Annotated in this window: 14 protein-coding genes and 2 pseudogenes; 7 read left to right on the top strand and 9 right to left on the bottom strand. The window is 65.4% G+C overall.

The genetic code is table 11. The features are described 5' to 3' along the window. Positions 1 to 428: 428 nt before the first annotated feature. The 3 genes from CXX84_RS15565 (at position 429) to CXX84_RS15575 (ending at position 5,039) form a co-directional block, all read left to right on the top strand. A complete protein-coding gene (locus CXX84_RS15565) occupies positions 429 to 716 on the top strand; it encodes an HU family DNA-binding protein (RefSeq protein WP_009358243.1) in 288 nt (95 codons plus the stop codon). A gap of 127 nt (positions 717 to 843) precedes the next feature. Next, positions 844 to 3,018 carry a cytochrome c oxidase assembly protein gene (locus tag CXX84_RS15570; RefSeq protein ID WP_102977636.1) on the top strand — a complete coding sequence of 725 codons (2,175 nt, stop codon included), beginning with the start codon at positions 844 to 846 and terminating at the stop codon, positions 3,016 to 3,018. Beyond that, positions 3,018 to 5,039 (top strand): NHL domain-containing thioredoxin family protein, encoded by a 2,022-nt coding sequence (locus CXX84_RS15575; RefSeq protein WP_102977637.1) that lies wholly within the window; start codon positions 3,018 to 3,020, stop codon positions 5,037 to 5,039. Before CXX84_RS15570 ends, CXX84_RS15575 begins: the two co-directional genes overlap by 1 nt. A gap of 98 nt (positions 5,040 to 5,137) precedes the next feature. Here the strand turns inward: CXX84_RS15575 and CXX84_RS15580 are convergent, their stop codons facing one another. The 3 genes and pseudogenes from CXX84_RS15580 to CXX84_RS15590 all read right to left on the bottom strand — a co-directional run. Further along, positions 5,138 to 6,130 carry a hypothetical protein gene (locus CXX84_RS15580; RefSeq protein ID WP_189337619.1) on the bottom strand — a complete coding sequence of 331 codons (993 nt, stop codon included), beginning with the start codon at positions 6,128 to 6,130 and terminating at the stop codon, positions 5,138 to 5,140. Between the two features lie 69 nt (positions 6,131 to 6,199). Continuing rightward, positions 6,200 to 7,915: a helicase HerA-like domain-containing protein gene (locus CXX84_RS15585; RefSeq protein ID WP_102977639.1), complete on the bottom strand. Its 1,716-nt coding sequence runs from the start codon at positions 7,913 to 7,915 to the stop codon at positions 6,200 to 6,202. 47 nt (positions 7,916 to 7,962) lie between these two features. Further along, positions 7,963 to 8,184, bottom strand: a pseudogene (locus CXX84_RS15590) (GNAT family N-acetyltransferase); the annotation flags it as partial. 231 nt (positions 8,185 to 8,415) lie between these two features. On the opposite strand from CXX84_RS15590, the gene CXX84_RS15595 reads away from it, so the two are divergent. Continuing rightward, complete coding sequence (locus tag CXX84_RS15595) at positions 8,416 to 9,834, top strand: HNH endonuclease signature motif containing protein (protein WP_102977641.1); 1,419 nt, start codon at positions 8,416 to 8,418, stop codon at positions 9,832 to 9,834. Positions 9,835 to 10,352: 518 nt separating this feature from the next. Continuing rightward, positions 10,353 to 12,680: a chromosome segregation ATPase gene (locus CXX84_RS15600; protein WP_102977642.1), complete on the top strand. Its 2,328-nt coding sequence runs from the start codon at positions 10,353 to 10,355 to the stop codon at positions 12,678 to 12,680. A 104-nt stretch (positions 12,681 to 12,784) separates the two neighbouring features. On the opposite strand, the gene CXX84_RS15605 is transcribed toward CXX84_RS15600, so the two are convergent. Both CXX84_RS15605 and CXX84_RS15610 read right to left on the bottom strand, forming a co-directional pair. Further along, positions 12,785 to 13,483, bottom strand: a complete 699-nt coding sequence (locus CXX84_RS15605) for a type 1 glutamine amidotransferase domain-containing protein (protein WP_102977643.1) — start codon at positions 13,481 to 13,483, stop codon at positions 12,785 to 12,787. 24 nt (positions 13,484 to 13,507) lie between these two features. Further along, positions 13,508 to 14,377 (bottom strand): aldo/keto reductase, encoded by an 870-nt coding sequence (locus CXX84_RS15610; RefSeq protein WP_102977644.1) that lies wholly within the window; start codon positions 14,375 to 14,377, stop codon positions 13,508 to 13,510. 142 nt (positions 14,378 to 14,519) lie between these two features. Between CXX84_RS15610 and CXX84_RS15615 the strand changes: the two genes are divergently transcribed. Beyond that, positions 14,520 to 15,509, top strand: a complete 990-nt coding sequence (locus tag CXX84_RS15615; protein WP_102977645.1) for an LLM class flavin-dependent oxidoreductase — start codon at positions 14,520 to 14,522, stop codon at positions 15,507 to 15,509. A 1-nt stretch (position 15,510) separates the two neighbouring features. Then, positions 15,511 to 16,992, top strand: a complete 1,482-nt coding sequence (locus CXX84_RS15620; protein WP_102977646.1) for an MFS transporter — start codon at positions 15,511 to 15,513, stop codon at positions 16,990 to 16,992. A 33-nt stretch (positions 16,993 to 17,025) separates the two neighbouring features. Here the strand turns inward: CXX84_RS15620 and CXX84_RS15625 are convergent, their stop codons facing one another. The 4 genes and pseudogenes from CXX84_RS15625 to CXX84_RS15640 all read right to left on the bottom strand — a co-directional run bounded on the left by CXX84_RS15625 (position 17,026) and on the right by CXX84_RS15640 (position 20,563). After that, the gene (locus tag CXX84_RS15625) at positions 17,026 to 18,159 is read right to left on the bottom strand and encodes an FAD-dependent oxidoreductase (RefSeq protein WP_102977647.1); all 1,134 of its coding nucleotides are present in this window, start codon (positions 18,157 to 18,159) and stop codon (positions 17,026 to 17,028) included. 18 nt (positions 18,160 to 18,177) lie between these two features. Further along, positions 18,178 to 19,103 (bottom strand): annotated as a pseudogene (locus CXX84_RS15630) (AEC family transporter). Positions 19,104 to 19,154: 51 nt separating this feature from the next. Further along, positions 19,155 to 19,580, bottom strand: coding sequence for an aspartate 1-decarboxylase (gene panD / locus CXX84_RS15635; RefSeq protein ID WP_189337620.1), 426 nt, complete (start codon positions 19,578 to 19,580; stop codon positions 19,155 to 19,157). A 71-nt stretch (positions 19,581 to 19,651) separates the two neighbouring features. Continuing rightward, positions 19,652 to 20,563, bottom strand: coding sequence for a LysR substrate-binding domain-containing protein (locus CXX84_RS15640; protein ID WP_102977649.1), 912 nt, complete (start codon positions 20,561 to 20,563; stop codon positions 19,652 to 19,654). Positions 20,564 to 20,628 lie beyond the last annotated feature (65 nt).

A 20,628-nucleotide genomic window follows, 5' to 3' on the forward strand; every position in this document is an offset into this window, starting at 1 on the left:
CACCCGGGAGGGTGTGGGAGAGTAGGTCACCGCCGGACAACCATTAGGTCGAGGCCCCAACCACACGGTTGGGGCCTCCCACATTTAACACCCACCACCACACCCAACACCCGCCCACACGGTGAAGCCCGCCACCACCACCCGCGCCAAGACTGCAACCTGGCACGACCACCCGCGCCAGCACCGCCGTCGAACACCCCTCCAAGACGGACGGCCCCTCACGCCGGAACCCGCAGCGGCGGTGGGGCTTCCGCTTCTGGCGCAATCCGGGGCTGTAAACCGCCGAAAGCCGGTGATTAACCTCAAAAACTGGCGGAAACACGCGGAATTTGCGGACCTCGGGTGCCCAAGCTGGTAAGTTTTCGAACAGTGGCTTGTGCGCATGCCGTGTGCAGGCTCCAGAATCATGACCGTCCAGGAGGACATAAATGGCTAAGAACCGTAGTGAACTTGTTGCAGAGGTAGCAGGCAAGGCCGGCACCAGCCAGGCAGCCGTCAACTCCGTCCTCGACGCACTGTTCGAGGTTTTCGAGACTTCTGTCGCCGCGGGCGAGAAGATCACCATCCCGGGCTGGCTCGCCGTCGAGCGCACCGACCGTGCAGCACGCACCGGCCGCAACCCCCAGACGGGTGAGACCATCCAGATCGCGGCAGGCCACAGCGTCAAGCTGACCGCCGGCTCCAAGCTGAAGGCTGCAGTCTCCAACAAGAAGTAAGCTTCTTCCTCCCCGGCACCGTCATCGAATGGGCGCCGGCGCGGAAAAGGAGCGGCAACCATCAGGTTGCCGCTCCTTTTGCCTTTAAGGCCGATTCGCGGCCCGGGCAGGCGTAGCGGACAATGGAATGGTGTCTTCTGCCGCAAAACCACGTTCCACCCAGCACCAGTCCGTTCCCGTTAAGGGAGCGCAGGGCAATGGTGTTCCGGGCAGGAACGGCAGCGCTCTCGGAATCCCCCTGGGCTGGCAGCTGGCCGGCCTGGCTGCACTGTTCCTCGGCCTGGCAGCGGCACTGATATTCTCCGGTGCTGCCGGCGCCCGGGCCGTCTCTGACCCGGGAGCGCTTGTGCGTTGGGGCTTGCCTGCCAGCAAGGCCATCCACAATGTCTCGCTGGCTACCGTCATCGGCGGCCTGATCTTCGCCGTCGGAATTCTTCCCAAAAGCGCCGGACCCCGCAAAAGGGACAGGGAGGCCGCCGGCAGCGAGGGTCCGGAGCATCCTGCCTTCAGCCGCGCCCTGGCCGTGGCGTCCGCGGCAGGTGCTGCGTGGACCCTCTCTGCCATCGCAGTACTGGTCCTTACCTACTCTGATGTTGCGGGGCAGGCGATCTCGGGTGATGCCGAGTTCACCCAGGCCCTGGTCTTTTTCATGACGGAGATTGAGACGGGGCGGGCCTGGCTGGCCGTCACGATCATCGCGGCCGTCGTGACAACGGCCCTGTTCGGCGTACGGTCCCTCGGCGGTCTGGCCCTGACCCTGATCCTGGCACTCATTGGATTGGTACCCACCGCACTGATCGGCCACTCCTCAAGTTCTTCTGACCACGAGGGCGCCATCAACTCCCTCGGGCTGCACCTCGTAGGCGTCAGCACCTGGGTGGGCGGCATCATCATGCTGGCACTGCTCTCCGGAGTCCTGACGGGACCCAGAGCCGCTGCGGCCGGTGACATCACCGAACCGACACTTCGCAGGTTCTCGTCCCTGGCGGGTTTTGCCTTCGTGCTCGTGTTCGCCTCCGGCATCATCAATGCCAGCATCAGGATCACCAACTGGGGCGACCTCTTCGGCTCGTCGTACGGCCAGCTGATCCTGGCCAAGTCCGCCGCCACCCTGGTCCTGGGCGGCATCGGCTTCATGCACCGTCAATGGGTGATCCCGCAGCTCGGCCGTAACGGCTCCACCATGTCCTCACGAAGGGTCCTCTGGCAGCTGGTCCTGGCTGAGTTCCTGGTGATGGGCGCAACCTCCGGTGTCGCCGTCGCCCTGGGCCGTTCCGCGCCGCCCGAGCCCACCAGCTTTGCCCCCGACGCGTCGCCCGCCTTCATCCTCACCGGCTACGAACTCCCTCCGGAACTGACCCCCGAGCGGTGGTTGACCGAGTGGCGCCTGGACTGGATCTGGATCGCGGTGGCCCTCTTCGGGCTCGTTTCCTATTTCCTGGGCGTGGCAAGGGTCCGCCAGCGCGGGGACAAATGGCAGTGGTTCAGGTCCGTCAACTGGGTGATCGGCCTTCTGGTGCTCACCTACATCACGTCCGGACCGCCGTCGGTCTATGGCCGCGTGCTGTTCTCGGCACACATGGTGGACCACATGGCACTGACCATGGTGGCCCCGATCTTCCTGGTCCTGGGTGCTCCTGTGACGCTCGCCCTGCGCGCGCTGCCGGCCCGGGGGGACGGCTCCCGGGGAGCGCGCGAGTGGCTGCTGGTGTTTATCCACTCCAAGTTCTCGCAGCTGGTGACCCACCCGCTCTTTGCGGCCGCCAACTTCGCCGGCTCGATTGTGCTGTTCTACTACTCGGACCTGTTTGGCTTCGCGATGCGTGAGCACGTGGGCCATGAGCTGATGATTCTGCACTTCCTGCTCACCGGATACATCTTTGTGCTGACCATGATCGGCACCGACCCGCTTCCGCGCAGGGCTCCCTACCCTATGCGGCTCCTCCTGCTCCTTGCCACCATGGGCTTCCACGCCTTCTTCGGTGTCGCCATCATGGGCGGAACCAACCTCCTGGCAGCTGACTACTTCGGCAACCTGGGCAGGGAATGGGGACCGTCTGCCCTCGTGGACCAGCAGACCGGCGGTGCGGTTGCCTGGGGCATCGGTGAGGTGCCCACCCTGCTGGTGGCCATCGGCGTCGCCATCATGTGGTCCCGGTCGGACCAGCGGGAGACGAAACGCGTGGACCGGGCGGCGGACAGGAATAACGACGCCGATCTCACCGCTTACAACGATATGTTTGCCAAATTGGCTGAACGCGATGCCAAGGTGGCTGAACGAAACAAGCTGGAAGGACGCTGATGAGCGAAACCGTACGCACCCACCTCCGGGTCCGCGCCTCCGAACTGGTGGGCCGTAACTGGTTGAATACCGGCGGCAAATCACTGGACCTGGAAGCCCTCCGCGGCAAGATTGTGCTGCTGGACTTCTGGACCTTCTGCTGCATCAACTGCCTGCATGTCCTTGACGAACTGCGGCCGCTTGAGGAACAGTACTCGGACGTCCTGGTCACCGTGGGCGTCCACTCGCCCAAGTTCGAGCACGAAGCCGATCCGGTGGCGCTGGCCGCGGCCGTGGAGCGCTACGAGATCCACCACCCCGTCCTGGACGACCCGGAGCTGGAGACCTGGAAGGCCTACACCGCCCGTGCCTGGCCCACCCTGGTGGTCATCGACCCTGAAGGCTACATCGTGGCGCACCTCTCGGGTGAAGGCCATGCTGACGGCCTGGCCGTGCTGATTCCGGAGCTTATTGCCGAACACGAGGCCAAGGGGACCCTGCACCGCGGTTCCGGCCCCTACGTCGCACCCGAGCCCACCTCCGGCACCCTGCGCTTCCCCGGCAAAGCACTCTTCCTCCCGCCCGGCCGCGGTTCCACCGCAGGGGGACCGTCCGACGGCGGCTCGGCGGCAGGTGCCGCAGCGGACGGTGCTGCCGGCAAGGGTTCCTGGCTGGTCACCGATACCGGCCACCACCGGCTGGTGGAACTGGGCACCGACTTCCAGACTGTGCTGGGCACTTTCGGCTCCGGCGTCAAGGGCCACGCCGATGGCCCGGCGGCCGGTGATGCCGCGGTGGCACAGTTCAACGAGCCCCAGGGCCTGGTCCTGCTGCCGGAAGACGTGGCAGCCAAGGCGGGTTACGACGTCGTTATTGCCGACTCCGTCAACCACCGGCTTCGCGGCCTGTCCCTCACGGATGGCAAAGCCTCCACCCTGGCCGGCAGCGGCGTCCAGAGGCTCCTTGAAGCCGGACCGGCGCGGGTGGATGAGGACGCTGCAGGATTTACCGGGCAGCTCGGCGGGCACCCGCTGGACGTCGCCCTGAGTTCGCCGTGGGACGTCGTCTGGTCACGGAAGCTGAACGCCGTGGTGGTGGCCATGGCGGGTGTGCACCAGATCTTCAGCTTCGATCCGGTTTCAGGTGCCGTTGCCATTCTGGCCGGCAACGGATTGGAGGGCCTGCTGGACGGCGCCCCGCACGAGGCCTGGTTCGCGCAGCCATCCGGCCTGGCCGAAGACGGGGACGGCAACATCTGGGTTGCTGACTCCGAAACCTCCGCCATCCGCAAACTGGCCATTGACGACGACGGCACGGTCACCGTGGAATCCGCCGTCGGCAAGGGACTGTTCGATTTCGGCTTCCGTGACGGCGCTGCTGCGGACGCCCGGCTTCAGCACCCGCTGGGGGTCACCGTCCTGCCGGACGGTTCGGTGGCGATCGCAGATACCTACAACGGTGCCGTCCGCCGCTATGACCCCGTCTCCGGCACGGTTTCCACGTTGGCGCGCGGCCTGCTGGAGCCGTCGGACGTGATTGTTGACCACACGCAGTCCGCCGGTTCCGAGCCCCTCCTGGTGGTGGTGGAGGCCAACCAGCACCAGCTGGTGTACGTTCCCATCCCCAAGGAAGCGCAGCAGGTGGACGAGGGCGCAGTCCAGACGCACCGGCCGAAGAGCCCCGTGGCGCCCGGCCCCCTGCAACTGACTGTCCGTTTCACCGCCCCCACCGGGCAGAAGCTGGATGACCGCTGGGGCGATCCCACCCAGCTGAAGATCTCCTCCACGCCGCCGGAGCTGCTGGTGGCCGGCGGCGGAACGTCGGTGGGCCTGCTGCGGACCCTCGAGCTGTCACCCGATGTGCCCGACGGCATCCTGCACATAACCGCCCGCGCTGCCGCGTGCGATGGTCCCGAGACCGAGGACGGCGAGATCCCCGATCACGCTGCCTGCCACCTCTACCAGCAGGACTGGGGCATCCCCGTGGTGCTGCAGGGCGACGGCGATACCGAGCTGGTCCTGGACCTTCGCGGCATGGACTGACGCGCCGCCGTCGTACGCAGTGAAAGGCTGCCGCCCGTGACTCTCAACGTCACGGGCGGCAGCCTTTTGTGCTCTCGCACTTTGGCTGCAATCCGGCCCTAGAAGCTCAGGACCGGAGTGACCTTGACAGTGTCACCGGTGACGTCCAGTCGGGTGGTGAAGCTGAAGTCGACTTCCTCGCTCAGGGGATACCAGGCGCCGGTAAACAGGTTCTGTTGCAGGGCTTCCACCTTGGCCTTGCCGTCAAGCGGGGCCACCACCCAGCGCCCGTCGAAGGGCTCAATGGACACGTTGGGGTACTCGGTCACGGTCCATTTGATGCTGCCGTCCTGCACCCTGTTGTTGCTGGCGTAGTAGAACGGGCAGTCGGGCTGGAGTTTCTGCTCCTTGGCCGCAACGGCCGCGCAGCCGTCCAGGAATTCCCTGACCTTCGCGGACACGTCCTTCTTCAGGTCGTCCGTGGCCTGGGTCAGGAGGTTAAGGGGCGCCACAGGAGCGTCCCGTTGGGTCACTGTTGCGCGGGTGGGGGCAGCCGAGAAGTATTGCCCTGTCACGGCCGCCTCGTATTCGCCGGGGTAGAACACCGCGAAAGAGTTCCGGCCGTTGGGCATGTTGACGGGCACGCCGTTGACCATGGCCTCACTGGCATTGACCACCGTGATGTCCACCGTGGGCAGCCTGGCCGGAACGAAAGCCCAGGTGTTGAAGAAAATCCACTCCGTTCCGGTCTTCTCCAGGAGGAACTCGGTGCGGAGCCTGCTGCCGTCAATGGTGTACTCCAGGGGAACCATGACCTGGTTGTCGGGGCGTTCCTCAGCTCCGCCAATCTCCACGTTGCCGAAGCGGGACGTTGCCGTCTGCAGGGCTGTACCGTCGAGCATGGCGGCGTTTCCGGGCGGCACACTCGCCCGGAGCAGCCCGAGTGCTTTGCCGCCGTCGCCGCTCTGAAGGGCGTCCAGATATTCGCGTACGGGCTGCTGCGGACTGGCCAGCGAGTTGTTCACCAGGTTCACGGCAACGATGGCGCCGGCGATGGCAAGCATGAGTCCCAGCAGCCATCCGGCCGCGATCCTCACCAACGCTTGACTCATCTGCACTTTCCATACGTTACCTGCCATGCGTCCGACGGCGGCAGTTGAGTCAGCCGGAGGCGGTACCTGTCACCGGCGCCGCCGCCGGGACGACGTGCCGAATACTCCCCGCAGCAGTTCCCGTCCGAGCTGGGTGCCAATGGACCTGGCCATGCTCTTCAGTCCGCCGCCCAGGGCGCCGCCGAGCACTCCGCCAAGGTCCCCTGTCATCGAGTCTCCCCGACCGGTACGGGACGCGGGGGAGTCTTCCGCCGGGGTACGGCGCCTGGCATCCGGGGAAGGCGCGGGCCTGCTGCTGGGGCGTCCGAGGATTTCCTCCTCGATCCTGCGCGCCTCGGCGTCGATGTCCTCGCTGCCAGCACCCTCCGTGCCCGAACCGTTTCCACCGGGAGCAGCCCGTCCGCCGGTTGCGGCGGGGCCGGTGGGTGCCGCAGCCTTCCCGGACAGTTTTTCGAAGGCAGATGGGTTGTCCACTGCAGTTCCGTACTTCACGAGCAGGGCGGATGCTGCAACGGTGCTTCGGACCAGGGCTTCCTCGCTGGGGCCCATGACTGATTCGGGGGCGCGGAGCCGGGTCAGCGCCACGGGTGTGGGGGCACCTTTCTCGTTCATGACGGTGACAACCGCTTCGCCAATGCCCGCAGAGGTCAGCGTCTCTTCGAGGTCATAATCGCTCATCGGGAACGTGGACACCGTGGCCTTGAGGGCCTTCGCGTCCTCAGGCGTGAATGCGCGGAGGGCATGCTGTACCCGGTTGGCCAGCTGGCCCAGGACCTCAGCCGGGACGTCCTTGGGGGTCTGGGTGACGAAGAAGATTCCCACGCCTTTGGAGCGGATGAGCCGGACTGTGGTGGTGATGGCCTCCAGGAAGGCCTTGGAGGCGTCATTGAACAGGAGGTGGGCCTCGTCCAGGAAGAACACCAGCTTGGGTTTGTCCAGGTCCCCGGCCTCGGGCAGGTCTTCGAAAAGGTCGGCCAGCAGCCACATCAGGAAGGTCGAAAACAGCATGGGCTTGGTCTGCAGGGTGGGGAGCTCCAGGCAGCTGATCACGCCGCGGCCGTCCGGGGCTGTCCGCAGCAGTTCGGCCGTATCGAACTCGGGTTCGCCGAAGAACTTCTCCAGGCCCTGGGCCTCCAGGCTGACCAGTTCCCGCAGGATCACGCCGGCCGTAGCCTTGGACAGCCCGCCCAGTTCCTCAAGCTGGTCCTTGCCTTCGGCCGAGGTGAGGAACTGGATCACCGCCCGGAGGTCCTTCAGGTCAATGAGCTCCAGGCCGTTCTTGTCCGCAAAGTAGAAGACCAGCTGCAGGCTCGATTCCTGCGTGTCATTCAGTTCCATGATGCGCGAGAGCAGGATGGGGCCGAAGGAGGACACCGTTGCCCTGACGGGGACGCCGTTGCCGTCCCCGCCCAGCGCCAGGAACTCCACCGGGAATGTCCTGCCCTGCCACGCCTGCCCGATGCCTTCGGTACGGGCAGCGAGCTTTTCATTGCCGACGGCGGCGGTGGCCAGGCCGGAAAGGTCGCCTTTGATATCCGCCAGGAAGACCGGCACCCCGGCTGTGGAGAGCTGCTCGGCCATCATGTGCAGCGTGACGGTCTTGCCCGTGCCGGTGGCACCCGCCACCAGCCCGTGCCGGTTCATCATGGAAAGCGGCAGCCGCACCTGAGCTTCCTTGTGGAGCTCGCCGTCAATGATGGCGGCGCCGAGCTCTATGGTGGCGCCTTCCAGCGTGTAGCCCTTCTGGAGGGTGGCAAGCTTCTCTGCTGTGGTTTTGTTGGCCATGGCGCTAGCTTAGCGGCGGCACCATCCGGGGCGGGTATGCCGTCCTGCTATTGGCCTTGAGTCAGCTCCTTGGTGAAGGGCAGGAACTTCAACGTTTCCGGGTCGGCATGCAGGTCGAACTGCGGCTGGTAGCCGGTCGTGAGGTAAAGGTGCCTGGCCTCGGGCTGACGGGGACCTGTGGTGAGGTAGACCCGCGTGTATCCGCGGCGTGCGGCCAGGGCTTCCAATTCAGTCATCACAAACCGGGCAAGACCGCGGCGGCGGTGCGCGCCTGATGAACTGCCTCTGCGGTGGAAAGGCCGACGACGGCGAGGACGGTGCCGCCGTCGTCGAGCCCTCCGCTGGGCTGTGCAGCTGCAGCTGACGGTGTGGGAGCAACATCTGTAGGACTGATCCGGCCTGGACCCGGGGAGATTCCTGCAGGGCTTTTTGTCAGACCCTGCACTTAGGCTGAAAACATCCGGAAAAGGAAAGCCAGGCGTCGACAAGGAGGGCAGCGCATGCCGTATCAAACGGCCCCGGCGGCTGATGATGCCTGGGTTCCTGCTGTCACCTTCGCGGCTGAGGATCCACTTCTGGTCGGGACTGTGAGCTTTCCGCTCCCTTCCTTCCTCTCGGCTGACCAAGCTCTTCGGCTCGTGGCATCAGCTGACCGGCTCATTGCATGGGGGACGGCGATGAAAACGCGTGCCCTGGCCCGGGTCGAAGAGGCCGTTGGCGAAGAGACCCCGGCGAGGAGGGACGAGCAGCCCGTGCGTTTTGGCGGGGACGAGGCCCATGCGCTCGCCGTCACAGAGGTGGCTACCGCCTGCGCTGTCTCTGAAGGTTCAGCCGCACGCTCCTTGAATGAAGCCGCAGAATTGACCACGTCGCAGTGGGAAGTTCTTGAAGCGGTTGAAGGAGGGCACATTTCCAACGGGCACGCACGGATCATCCTCGAACAGGCGCGCTTCCTGCCTGCCGTGCACGCTGAAAAGTTCTCGCGGGTGGCCCTGCAAAGGACACGGACCCGCCACGGCAGGCGCCGCACCGCCGTCGAACTGCGCAGCTGCCTGCGCAGGCTGCGTGAGCGACTCCACCCAGAGAGTCTCGCGGCCCGGAAAGCAGCCGCCCACCGCGAACGCGGGGTGTGGTTCTCACCCGAGCCGGACGGGATGTGCACCCTCACCGCGCACCTCCCGGCAGAGGTTGGCCTGGCCATTTTCAACGGGCTCGACCACGACGCACTGCTGGCCAAAGCCAGGGTTTCGGAACGTAGTCATGAGTCGGGCGCCATTGTTGGGGACGGTGTCCGGTCCGGCTCCATCTCGCTTCCGGAGTTCCGGGCGGATGCGCTGGCCTACCGTCTCCTCGGGGGAACTGAGGAGTTAGAGTTCGGGGCGTTCCGGGCTGAGGTGGTAGTGACCATTCCTATAGGCCTGGCACTCGGGCGCGGCACAGGAAGCGAAGCAACACTGGACTCCGCGGAACTTGCCGGTTACGGGCCCATCGACGCTTCCACGGCCCGGCAGCTGGCGGCACTTGCGCCCAACTGGCAGCGGCTTTTCACTGACTGCACCACCGGCAAGGCCCTTGGGGTGGGCCGGACGGCTTACCGTCCGCCGAAGGCATTGCTACGGTACCTGCACAGCCGTGACGGCACGTGCCGGTTTCCGGGCTGTACCCGCCCGGCCTCTGTTTGCGAACCCGACCATACCGTTGAGTGGCAGGATGGCGGGACTACCGACGCCGGCAACCTTGCAATGCTGTGCCGAAGACACCACGCGCTCAAGTCCATAGGGGCCTGGAAGTACAGGCAGTTGCCTGGATCCGGCAATCTCGAATGGAAGTCGCCATTCGGTAGCGTCCTCATCAGCGAGCCGATGGAATTTCATCCAGGGCCTGATCCAGGGAAGCTGCCGGAACCGCCGCCGTTTTAGTTCCTGCGGTCCCGGTGGGGCTTCAGTCGTAGGAAGGGCGGTGCCATTCCTGGTCAGCGGGCATGCGGCCGATGCTCCAAGCGGTTTGCGGGCCTTGGTGACGGTGACGTTGGAGAGGACGGCCTCTTACTTCGCGGACTCAATGCCCAGGTGCCAGTCGGCCCAGGCCACCGGACGATGTCCACTTCACTACCGATCAGGTCTTGTTGTCCGGTAGCGGATGCAACGGACGGGATGCGTTGCAGCAACGATCCGGCAGCCCACGAGGGCGAATCAAAGACCGCCGCAATCCGGAGATACAGGGGGTAACGGCCGTTAACAGGGCGACCGCGGCGGTCACATAAGGAACCGGTGCGCGGCCAAATCCAAGTAGTGCCCGTCCAGCGCCGTGTGAGAAAACGAGTACTTAAGGAGCGAAGACAGGTGGGGGATTACGCGTGTGCTCACTGTGCACTGCCCCATACGGTTAGCAGAGTCAGCGGCCAGGGGGTCGCTCTTCAGGTCTCACAGGAGCTTAAATGCGCGCATCAGCGTCCAAACCCGTCCTCGCACGCCGTCTCGCGGCGGCCGTCGTCCTGCCCGGCCTGCTGGCCACCAGCCTTGTGCTGGTCCAGCCGGCGGCTGCCGCCGGAACCACGACCAACTCCTCCATCTGCAACGGCGTGGTCAACCAGCTGGCCCACCGGGGGGCCGTCCAGGAGAACCTGCTGAAGGCGGCCGCGAAGAGGAACGCGGAAGCGATCGCTGTACTGCAGGCGGAGAGGGAGAGTCTCCAGGCGAAGGCAAATGAGTTGACGTTGCAGGAGGCCAAAGTTGCCAAGTCCGTGGCTGATCTTGAAGCCCAGGAGACACAAATAGCCATTGACATGGACGCAGCGCAGGCTGAGCTGGAAAGGCTGACCTCTGAGCAGGAGGACGCAGCGGGTACCGTAGCCGCTGCCAAAGCTGGCATTGCAGCTCTGCAGAGCCAGCAGGAGGAAATCGCCAGTAAGCTGACGCCGCTGCAGGGGGAACTGGCAACGGCGGAATCTGAATCCGCGGCTCTGAAGAGTACGCTTGCTGACCTTGAGGCACGGCAGGCCGCCAACACCCAGTCCCTTAAGACCGCCAAGGCCGACCTTGTTCCGCTGGAGCAGACAGCGGACCAGGCAGCCTCCGCCGTTGCTGCCAAAGACGCCGAAATCCAAGCAGCCAAGGACCAACTGGCAGCCCTGACCACCCGGGCGCAGCAGGCGGCCGGGGACGTAGCGGCTGCTCAGCAAGCAGCCACCGACGCCGAAAACCAGCTGAAGGTACTTCAGGCAGCTGGAATCGCCGCGGCAGCAGAACTGGATGACCAGCAGGCTTTAGTCGACGTCGCCAACCAGACTCTGTACGGGCTGCAACGTAATGCCGCCGCCGCCGACGCCGAGGTCAAGGCTCAGAAGGACCAGATTGCTGCTGCCGAAACCCAGCTCGCGGCACTAGAATCTACGGCCTCCCTGGCAAAGGAAGCCGTCGAAGCCAAGAACACCGAGACTAAGACAGCCCAGGCGGATCTGGTGACCCTCCAGGCCACTGCTACAGCAGCAGCGAAGGCTGTCACCGACAACGCTGCCAGGATCGAGGCCGCCAACGCGTCGATTGCCGACCTGAAGGGCCAGACTGCCGCTGCAAACGCGGCCGTTGTTGCGAAGCAAGCCGACCTGCAAAAGGCCCAAGACGAGTTGCAGGCACTGCAGGACAGGAAGACTTTTCTGGAAGCCGAAATAAAGCGCTACGAAGCAGTGAAGGACAACCGGGACGGACTGAAGAAGGAGGCGGAGCAACAGCTCCCCCTGCTCCGTGCACAGCTGGTCACCGTCAATGGCCAGATCACCGACAAGAACGCGACCATCTCCGGGCTCCAGGGCGACCTGAAGACGCTGCAAACACAGGTTGACAGCTTGAACACCCAACTGTTCAGCAAGCAGCAGGAAAGCAGCAGCTTGCAAAAGAACACCGCGCCATTCCAGGCAGCGCTCGATGCCGCTAATGCGGCGGTCACCGAAAAGCAGGCGGACATTGGTGCTTTGAAAGACCAGGTGCTGGGCCTGCAGGCAGCGGCCACGGACGCCTATGCCGCTGTTGAGGGCAAGCAGACTGAGCTGAGCAACCTGCAAAGCGAGCTTCCGTCATTAGAGCAAGCGTCCAAGGCAGCTGCTGACGCAGTGACGGCCCAACAGGCACTGGTTGCCAACCTCGAGTCAGCCCTTCCTGGCCTTAAAGACAACCTGGAGCAGGCCACACAAGACATCGCGGACCAGCAGGCCGATCTGGACATCAAGGCGGCCCTGCTGACCCAGGCGGAGGAAGCACTAACTGCAGCCAACACCGCGGTGGAAACCAAGACATCGGAAATCTCCACCCTGCAGGACCAGCTCAAGGAACTACAGTCGACGCTTGATACGGCCAGCGCCGCGGTGACCGACAAGACGGCGGAGATCGATGCCCTCAGCCTGCTCGGAGACGGCCTGGTAACCCGGATCACCGACCTCAACACGCAGGTCACCGCCAAGGAGGCTGCGATCCTTGACCTGCAAAACCGTGTGGCGCCGCTCCTGGCCCAGCTCAACCAGCTCAACGGCGACATCAACGCGGCGGAAGTGAAACTGGAAGAACTACAGCTGCAGCTTATTGCTGCTGACTCGCAACTCGTAGCCGCCCAAACGAAACTGGCGGATCTTCAGGCGAAAAAGGGCTCAAACCAGCCAGCTATCAAGACGCAAAAAGATATAGTTGCCAGCCTTCAGGCGCAGCTGGCCGAGATCCAGACGCAGATGTCCGCGATCGATCCACGCATCAAGAACGGGGGCTGCGCCGCCTGATTTCGGCGGGTGGCTTGAGTGCTGGCGCCCAAAGGCGTGCGCCACAGTGGAGAGGCCCGGCCATTGCGGCCGGGCCTCTCCGTTTACAGGGGTTGGGAGGCGAATCAGCCCAGCGCCTTAATCACTTCCTTGGCCACGTCCTCGCTGGACTGCGGATTCTGCCCGGTAATCAGGTTGCCGTCACGGACCACGTGGGATGTCCAGGCGGCGGCGTTCTCGATAACGGCACCCTTGTCCCTCAGCGCGTCCTCCACCAGCCACGGCGTGTTCTCGCCCGTGCCGCCGCCCAGCTCTTCCTCGTTGGTGAACACGGTGAGGCGGCGTCCGGCGAAAACGAACGCGCCGTCGTCGTCCGTTGCGCTGAGCAGCCCGGCCGGGCCGTGGCAGAAGGGGGCGATGGCCTTGCCGTCCTTGTCCGCCGCCGCCAGGAGCCGGCCCAGGTCCGCGTCCTTGTACAGGTCTGCCATCGGACCGTGGCCGCCGGGCATCACCACGGCGTCGTAGGCGGAAGGGTCGACGTCGGCCAGCACCAGCGGCTGCGAGAGCTCGCCATCGATGGACGCGAGGTAGTCCTGGAAGCCTTTCGCCCGGTCCTCGCCACCGGCCGACTCAGCGGCCAGGCTGACCTGGTCCACAGTGGGCTTCGCCCCGCCAGGTGTCGCGACGTGCACGGTGTGGCCGGCGTCGAGCAGGGTCTGGTGCGCCACCACCAGTTCTTCGGCCCAGAACCCCGTGGGGTGCTCACTGCCGTCCTTCATGGTGAGGGAGTCGGCTGCGGATACAACCATCAGAATGTTTGCCATGGGTTTGCTCCTGTTCGTAGTTCTCTACTCGCCGGCTGCTTCAAGCTCAGCGTAGGTCTCGTCGTCAAGGGAAATTGTTGCCGCGGCCAGGTTTTCTTCCAGGTGCTTCACGGAACCGGTGCCGGGGATCGGCATCATCACGGGGGAACGGCGCAGCAGCCAGGCCAGCGCCACCTGGGAGGTGGTGGCCCCAAGACGCTTGGCGGCCTCGTCCAGCGGCCCGCCCGGCCGGGCGAGTTCGCCCGCCGAAATGGGAGCCCAGGGAATGAAGCCGATGCCGTTTTCCTCCGAGTAGCGCAGGACGTCCTCAGAGCTGCGGTCTGTCAGGTTGTACCGGTTCTGGACCGTGGACACCGTGAAATGCTTCCCGGCAGCCTCGAGCTCCTCCACGCTGACCTGCGAGAGGCCCAGCGCCCGGACCTTACCTTCGTCCTGCAGCTCGCGGAGGACGCCGAACTGCTCTGCGGCATCCACTTTGGGATCGATCCGGTGGAGCTGGAGCAGGTCCAAGGTGTCCACCTTGAGCTTCCGCAGGCTCAGCTCGGTCTGCTGGCGCAGGTACTCCGGCCGGCCCACGGGGATCCACTGGTTCGGGCCGGTGCGGGTGAAGCCTACTTTCGTGGCGATCTTCAGCCCGTCCTTGTACGGGTGCAGCGCCTCAGCCAGGATTTCCTCGCTGATGTTGGGGCCGTAGGAATCGGCGGTATCGATGAAGTCCACCCCGAGTTCGACGGCGCGGCGCACCACCTGGATCGCGGCACCGCGGTCCGCCGGCTCACCCCAGACACCATCGCCCACAATGCGCATGGCACCGAAACCGAGCCGATGAACGGTTCCCAGATCCTTCAGGTCAATCGTTGCGGACAATTCCAACTGGTTCGTATTCGGGCTCATAGGGGCGGCAACATCATAAGTCTGCTGAGTATTCCGGCCCGGGCTGAAATAAGCAGGCTCCCGCCGTGGTTATGCATCAAGTGCCTGCCGTGATCCGGCGGGCTGAAACTTCCTGAACAGCTTTGAAAGGCCGGCACCCGACGTGACTCTTCCCCTCTCCATCCTTGACCTGGCAACCATCGGCAAGGGCCAGACGGCGGCGGAGAGCTTCGCGGGAAGCGTTGCCATGGCACAGAGCGCCGAGAAGCTGGGGTACCGGCGCGTGTGGTACGCCGAGCACCACAACATGTCCTCCATTGCGTCCTCTGCCACAAGCGTCCTCATCGCCCATGTGGCCGCGCAGACAGAAAGCATCCGGCTCGGCGCCGGCGGCGTGATGCTGCCCAACCACTCGCCGCTGACCATCGCCGAGCAGTTCGGCACCCTGGAGACCCTGCACCCGGACCGCATCGACCTGGGCCTGGGCCGCGCGCCGGGCAGCGACCAGAACACCATGCGCGCGCTGCGCCGTGACCCGATGTCCGCGGACAGTTTCCCGCAGGATGTGCTGGAACTCCAGGGCTACCTCACTGGCCCCACGCGCATCCAGGGAGTGGAAGCCACCCCCGGCAAGGGCACCAACGTGCCGCTGTACATCCTGGGCTCCTCCCTGTTCGGCGCCCGGCTGGCCGCCCAGCTGGGGCTGCCGTACGCCTTCGCCTCGCACTTCGCGCCCAATGCCCTGCAGGACGCGGTGGCCCTCTACCGCCGGGAGTTCAAGCCCTCGGCTCAGCTGGAAGCCCCCCACGTCATTGCCGGCGTCAACGTCATCGCCGCTGATTCCGCGTCGGAAGCGCAGGCCATGATGCAGGCCACCAAGCGCGCCAGGGTGTCCCTGTTCTTCGGCGGCGGCCGCGAATTCACCGACGACGAGGCGGACATGATCCTCGACTCCCCCCAGGGCCAGCACGTCTCGCAGATGATGACCTACTCCGCAGTGGGAACGCCCGACGTCGTGATGGACTACCTGGAGGAATTCGGCCGGCACGCCAACGCCGACGAACTCATCGTGGCGCACCAGAGCACCGGCACTGACGCACGGCTGCGCTCCGTGGAACTTCTGGCCCAGGCGGCCGGACTGGTACGGGTCTGACATGCGAGCCGCAGGCGAGGGCGTAGGCTTCCGGTCCAAACGGGGCCCGATCCTCATTGCCCTGATGCTGTCCACCGGGCTGGTGGCCATCGATTCCACCATCGTGGCCACCGCCGTCCCGTCAATCGTCCGGGACATCGGCGGGTTCGAATCCTTCCCCTGGCTCTTCTCGGCCTACCTCCTGGCCCAGGCCGTCTCCGTGCCCATCTACGGCAAACTCTCCGACATGGTGGGCCGCAAACCCATCATCCTGGCGGGCATCGGACTGTTCCTGCTCGGATCCGTCCTCTGCGGTGTCGCCTGGAGCATGCCCGCCCTGATCGCATTCCGGGCCCTGCAGGGACTCGGGGCCGGTGCCGTATTGCCTGTATCCATCACCATTGCCGGTGACATCTACTCCCTGGAGGAGCGCGCCAAGGTGCAGGGCTACCTCGCCAGCGTCTGGGCTGTCTCCTCCGTGGTGGGGCCAAGCCTCGGCGGCATTTTCGCCGCGCTGGGCTTCTGGCGCGGAATCTTCCTGGTCAACATCCCGCTGTGTCTGCTGGCAGGCTGGATGCTGGTCCGCACCCTGCACGAGGACGTGGACCGCGCCAAGCACAAGGTGGATTACGCCGGCGCGGCCCTGCTGGCGGGCTCACTTGGCCTGCTGATCCTTGGTGCACTCCAGGGCGGCCAGGGGTGGGCGTGGGATTCGCCCGTGAGTATCAGCATCTTCACGGTGGGCGCGGTGCTGCTGGCCCTGTTCCTGCTGGTGGAGCGCCGCGCGGCCGAGCCCGTCCTGCCGTCCTGGGTGGTATCGCGGCGGCTTCTCGGCACCACAGCCCTGGTGTCCTTCGGCGTCGGGGCCGTGATGATCGGGCTGACCTCCTACGTGCCCACGTTCCTGGAAGGGGCGCTGTCCAGCTCACCGCTGGTTGCCGGTTTGGCCCTGGCCGCACTCACGCTCGGCTGGCCGATCAGCGCCTCGCAGGCGGGCCGGCTCTACCTGCGGATCGGATTTAAGGCCACTGGGCTCATCGGGATCTCCATCACCGTTGCGGGCCTCGCAGTCCTTGCACTCACGGCAGCTGCACCCAGTGTGGGGCTGGTCGCCGTCAGCTGCTTCGTCGTCGGACTGGGCCTGGGCCTGGTTGCGACACCCACGCTGATCGCGGCACAGTCCAGCGTCTCCTGGAATGAGCGGGGCGTGGTCACCAGCACCAACATGTTCGCCCGGTCCATCGGCAGCGCTTTGGGCGTGGCCGTCTTCGGCGCCGTGGCCAACGCCATCTACTCCAGTACTCCCGGCGGCGGCAGCAACGGCACGGCCGTCGTGGCCGCTTCCGGCGCCGTCTTCATGGCTGCGCTGGTGGCAGGCCTGCTCACGGTGGCGGCGGTGCTGGCCATGCCGGCGGTCCGCGCCGGTAAAGCAAGCGCCGGGAACGACGACGGCGACGGTAGCGGGGAGCCGGTCCTCACCGAAGCGGAGGATAGCTCGCGCTAATGCGCCTGGCTGCCGGTGTGAGCAGCCGGCCGGTCAGCGGCCTGCGCGGAAGATTTCCGGAGCATCGCGGGTGCCTGTCGCCAAATCTGCGAGGATCCTGCCGATGACCGGCGTGAACTTGAATCCGTGGCCGGAGAATCCGGCACCGATCACCACCGGCCCGATGCGGTCCAGGATGAAGTCCTCGTCCGGGGTGGTGGTGTAGGTGCAGCTGACCGCCTCGAAGGAGTCCGCGTCCACGCCGGGCAGCCAGGTCCGGGCGTACTCCTGCAGGGCGGCGAGCTGCACCGGTTCCGGCTGGAAGGAGCGCCGGTCCGGATCCACCACAGGTCCCACTCCGTGCCAGCCGGCCTTGATCCCCTCGCCCGGGGTCTGCATCCCGTACACCGGAGAGTACCAACCCTTGTACTCCGCGCCTGTGCCCGGGTAGTGGTTGAAGCCGGGCCATTGCGCTCCCGGATCCGCCACCCGGAAGTGCGCCGGCTGCTCCTGGGTGACGCGAAGCCTGGGAATCCGCAGTCCGCGACTGTTGAACGCGCCTCCGAGGAGTTTCTCCGTCCAGCCGCCCGCCGTGACAACCACCTGGGCTGCAGTGACTACGTCCGTACCGGCAGCGGACTCCAAAGCCAGCCGCACGCCGTCGTCCATTACCTGGAAGTCCACCACTCTGGTGTGGTGCCGGATGTCCGCACCGCGAACCACGGCAAGCCGCTGCATGGCAGGCAGTGCGGCGTCCGGGTTGAGCTGGCCGCCGTCGGGCAGGTGGAGCACCTTCTGGTCGAAGCGGATGCCGCGCCACCGCTCCGCAGCCTCTGCCGGATGAATAAATTCGGCGCGGATGCCCGCCTGTGCCAGCGCGGCGGCAACATCGGCAAAACGCGGTTCCGGACCATGGTTGACCACTCCTGTGCGCGCCAGCAGCTGCTCGCCGCTTTCCTGCTCAAGCTCATCCCACAGGGACAGCCCCTCAGCCAGCATGGCCACGTACTCGGGCTGGTGGTAACCCGGGTTGAGGTTGCGCGTGGTGCCGTGCGAGGCCCCGATGGTGTGCCCGGGCCCGAACTGCTCCACCAGCGTCACCTGCCGGCCGCGGCGCGCCAACGCCCAGGCGGCGGCCGAACCCATCGCCCCGCCGCCGATCACCACAGTGTCCAGAACAGTATTCATCAGCCCTCCAGGCTCGGGTCAGGTCAGCAGCAGCGCCACACCGATCATCGCCGGCACAGCCACAACAGTAGTAATCAGTACGGTGTCCTTGGCCACGGTGAGGCCGGTGTTGTAACGGCTGGCCGCCACAAAGACATTCTGCGCGGTGGGCAGGGCGGAGGTCACGACGACGGCGAACAGGATGTGGCCCTCCAGGCCCAGGGCGAAACGGGCAAAAAGGTAAGCAAGGGCCGGCTGGACGACGAGTTTGAATCCGCTGGCGAGCAGGGTGTCAACCCGCCGGGCCTCGGACGCCTGGAGCGGCCGCGAGCCGTTAAGGCTCATGCCAAAGGCGATCAGCATCGCAGGAATGGCCGCCCCGCCGATCAGGTGGATGGGTTCCATGACCAGCGCCGGAACCTGCCACCCCGTACCCGCCACCAACAGGCCCAGCGCGGAACCGACGATCATGGGGTTCCGCAGAATCATCACCAGGAAATTCAGCGGCGTGGTGCGGTGCTTGCTGGTGCTCGAGTCCAGGATCATCAGGAACATCGGCGTGAAGAAAGCCAGCTGGAAGATCAGCAGCGGCGCCACATAGCTGGCGTCGCCCAGGACGTAGACGGAGATGGGGATGCCAAGGTTGGCCGAGTTGACCAGCGACGCCGCCATCGAGGACATCAGCGACTCGGCAGGGAACGCTTCAGCCAGAACCTGGCAATGATGAAAAAGACCACGGCGGTGGCGACGGCGGACACAGCCGCCACCAGCAGGGGGGCCGCGAAGACTTCGGCGAGGCGGGCCTTGCTGAGGGTCTCGAACAGCAGTGCCGGGCTGGCCACAAAGAACGTCAGGGAGCTCAGTACCTGCCTGGCATTCTCACCCAGGATGTTTTGCCGGCCGACGAACCAGCCCACCAGGATGATGCACCACACCACGAAGAAGCCCGCCAACACGCCTAGCAAGGGAGGGCTCGCAGGACGCAGCGGAACAGGTGACCGGGGCTCACGCTCCGGTCAGAGTGCGGCGTTGTTAAGCGCGAAAGGGGGGCGCAGCAAACCCGGGGTGATGCCCTCGGCCGGGTCATTGCCCAGCTGGACCACACGGTTGTTTTCGTCCACGTGGACCACCTTGGGCTCGTAGGCCCTGGCTTCTTCCGTGGTCATCTGCGCGTAGGTAATCAGAATGACAATGTCGTTTTCCTGCATCAGGTGGGCAGCCGCGCCGTTGATGCCGATGACGCCCGAGCCGCGCTCGCCGGCAATGGTGTATGTCTCAAGCCGGGCGCCGTTGGTGACGTCCACAATGGAGACGAGCTCACCGGGCAGGATGTCGGCAGCCTCGAGCAGGTCCAGGTCAACGGTGACGGAGCCTACGTAGTGCAGGTCGGCGTGCGTGACGGTTGCCCGGTGGATTTTGGACTTGAACATTGTTCGATTCATAACGGCCTAAGTCTAGCCGCGGGCGTCGTTGCGCGCAGTGACGCAAGGAACAGTGCAGCGAAAGCCTCCGCTCACTCAGCCGGCCCCGCCACCGAAGCGGCCGTGGCCGTGAGGGTCTCCCGCGCAGCAAGGATGGCCGGCCGCCGGGCGCTGGAGCGGCGGACCGACGTGAAAACAGTCCGGCGTGGCTTGCCCGGCAGGTCCAGCAACTGGGCGGTAGTGCCGCGTCCCGTCCATACCAGGTCCGGCATCAGCGCCACCGCGTTGCCTGACTCGATGAGCCTGATCTGGGCCTGCAGATCGGCTGTTTCATAACGGACATCCGGTTCGAACCCGGCGCTCCGGCAGGCCTGTTCCGCCCAGTGCCTGGACGCGGCACCCCTTGGCTCCATAACCCACGCCAGTTCTGCAGTGTCCTCGATGGAGGAAATGGCGGGACCGCCGTCGGACGCCGGCGGAACGGCAAGCCTGATGGCATCGGTGGTCAGCTTGATCCTGTCCAGTTCCGGATAGCGTGGCGCGGCGTGGCCCGGGTACTGCTCCGCAATGACAAGGTCGAAGTCCCTCGCCCACGTCTCGTGCAGGGCGGTTTCCGGTTCGCGCTGAATCATCTCGATCCGGACCTCCGGATACGCTCCCGCCATGCGCGTGAGGGTTTCCGGCATGAGGGCCAGCGCGGCCGACTGGAAAACCGCGATCCGTACGGTGCCGGTCACAGTGGTTAGCGAGGCTGCCAGGTCCGCTTCAGCCTGTTCCATGGTCTCGAGCAGGCTTGCAGTGTGCGCCACCAGCACTTCGGCCTGGGGGGTCAGCTGGACCCGCCGCCCGGTTTTCCGGAGCAGCTCCACGCCCACTTCCTTTTCCAGCAGGGCCAGCTGCTGGGAGACCGACGACGGGCTGTACTGCAGTGCCTCGGCCACCTCGGCAAGCGTCCCCCGGATGCTTAATTCCCGGAGCAGGCGCAGGCGGCGGACGTCAAGCATGAGGAAATCCTTACCGAAACTAACGAATATAGGTTAGAAGTAGTCACTTTATCTAACGCAAGCCC

This window comes from Arthrobacter sp. AFG7.2 (assembly GCF_002892835.1).
Lineage (GTDB): Bacteria > Actinomycetota > Actinomycetes > Actinomycetales > Micrococcaceae > Arthrobacter.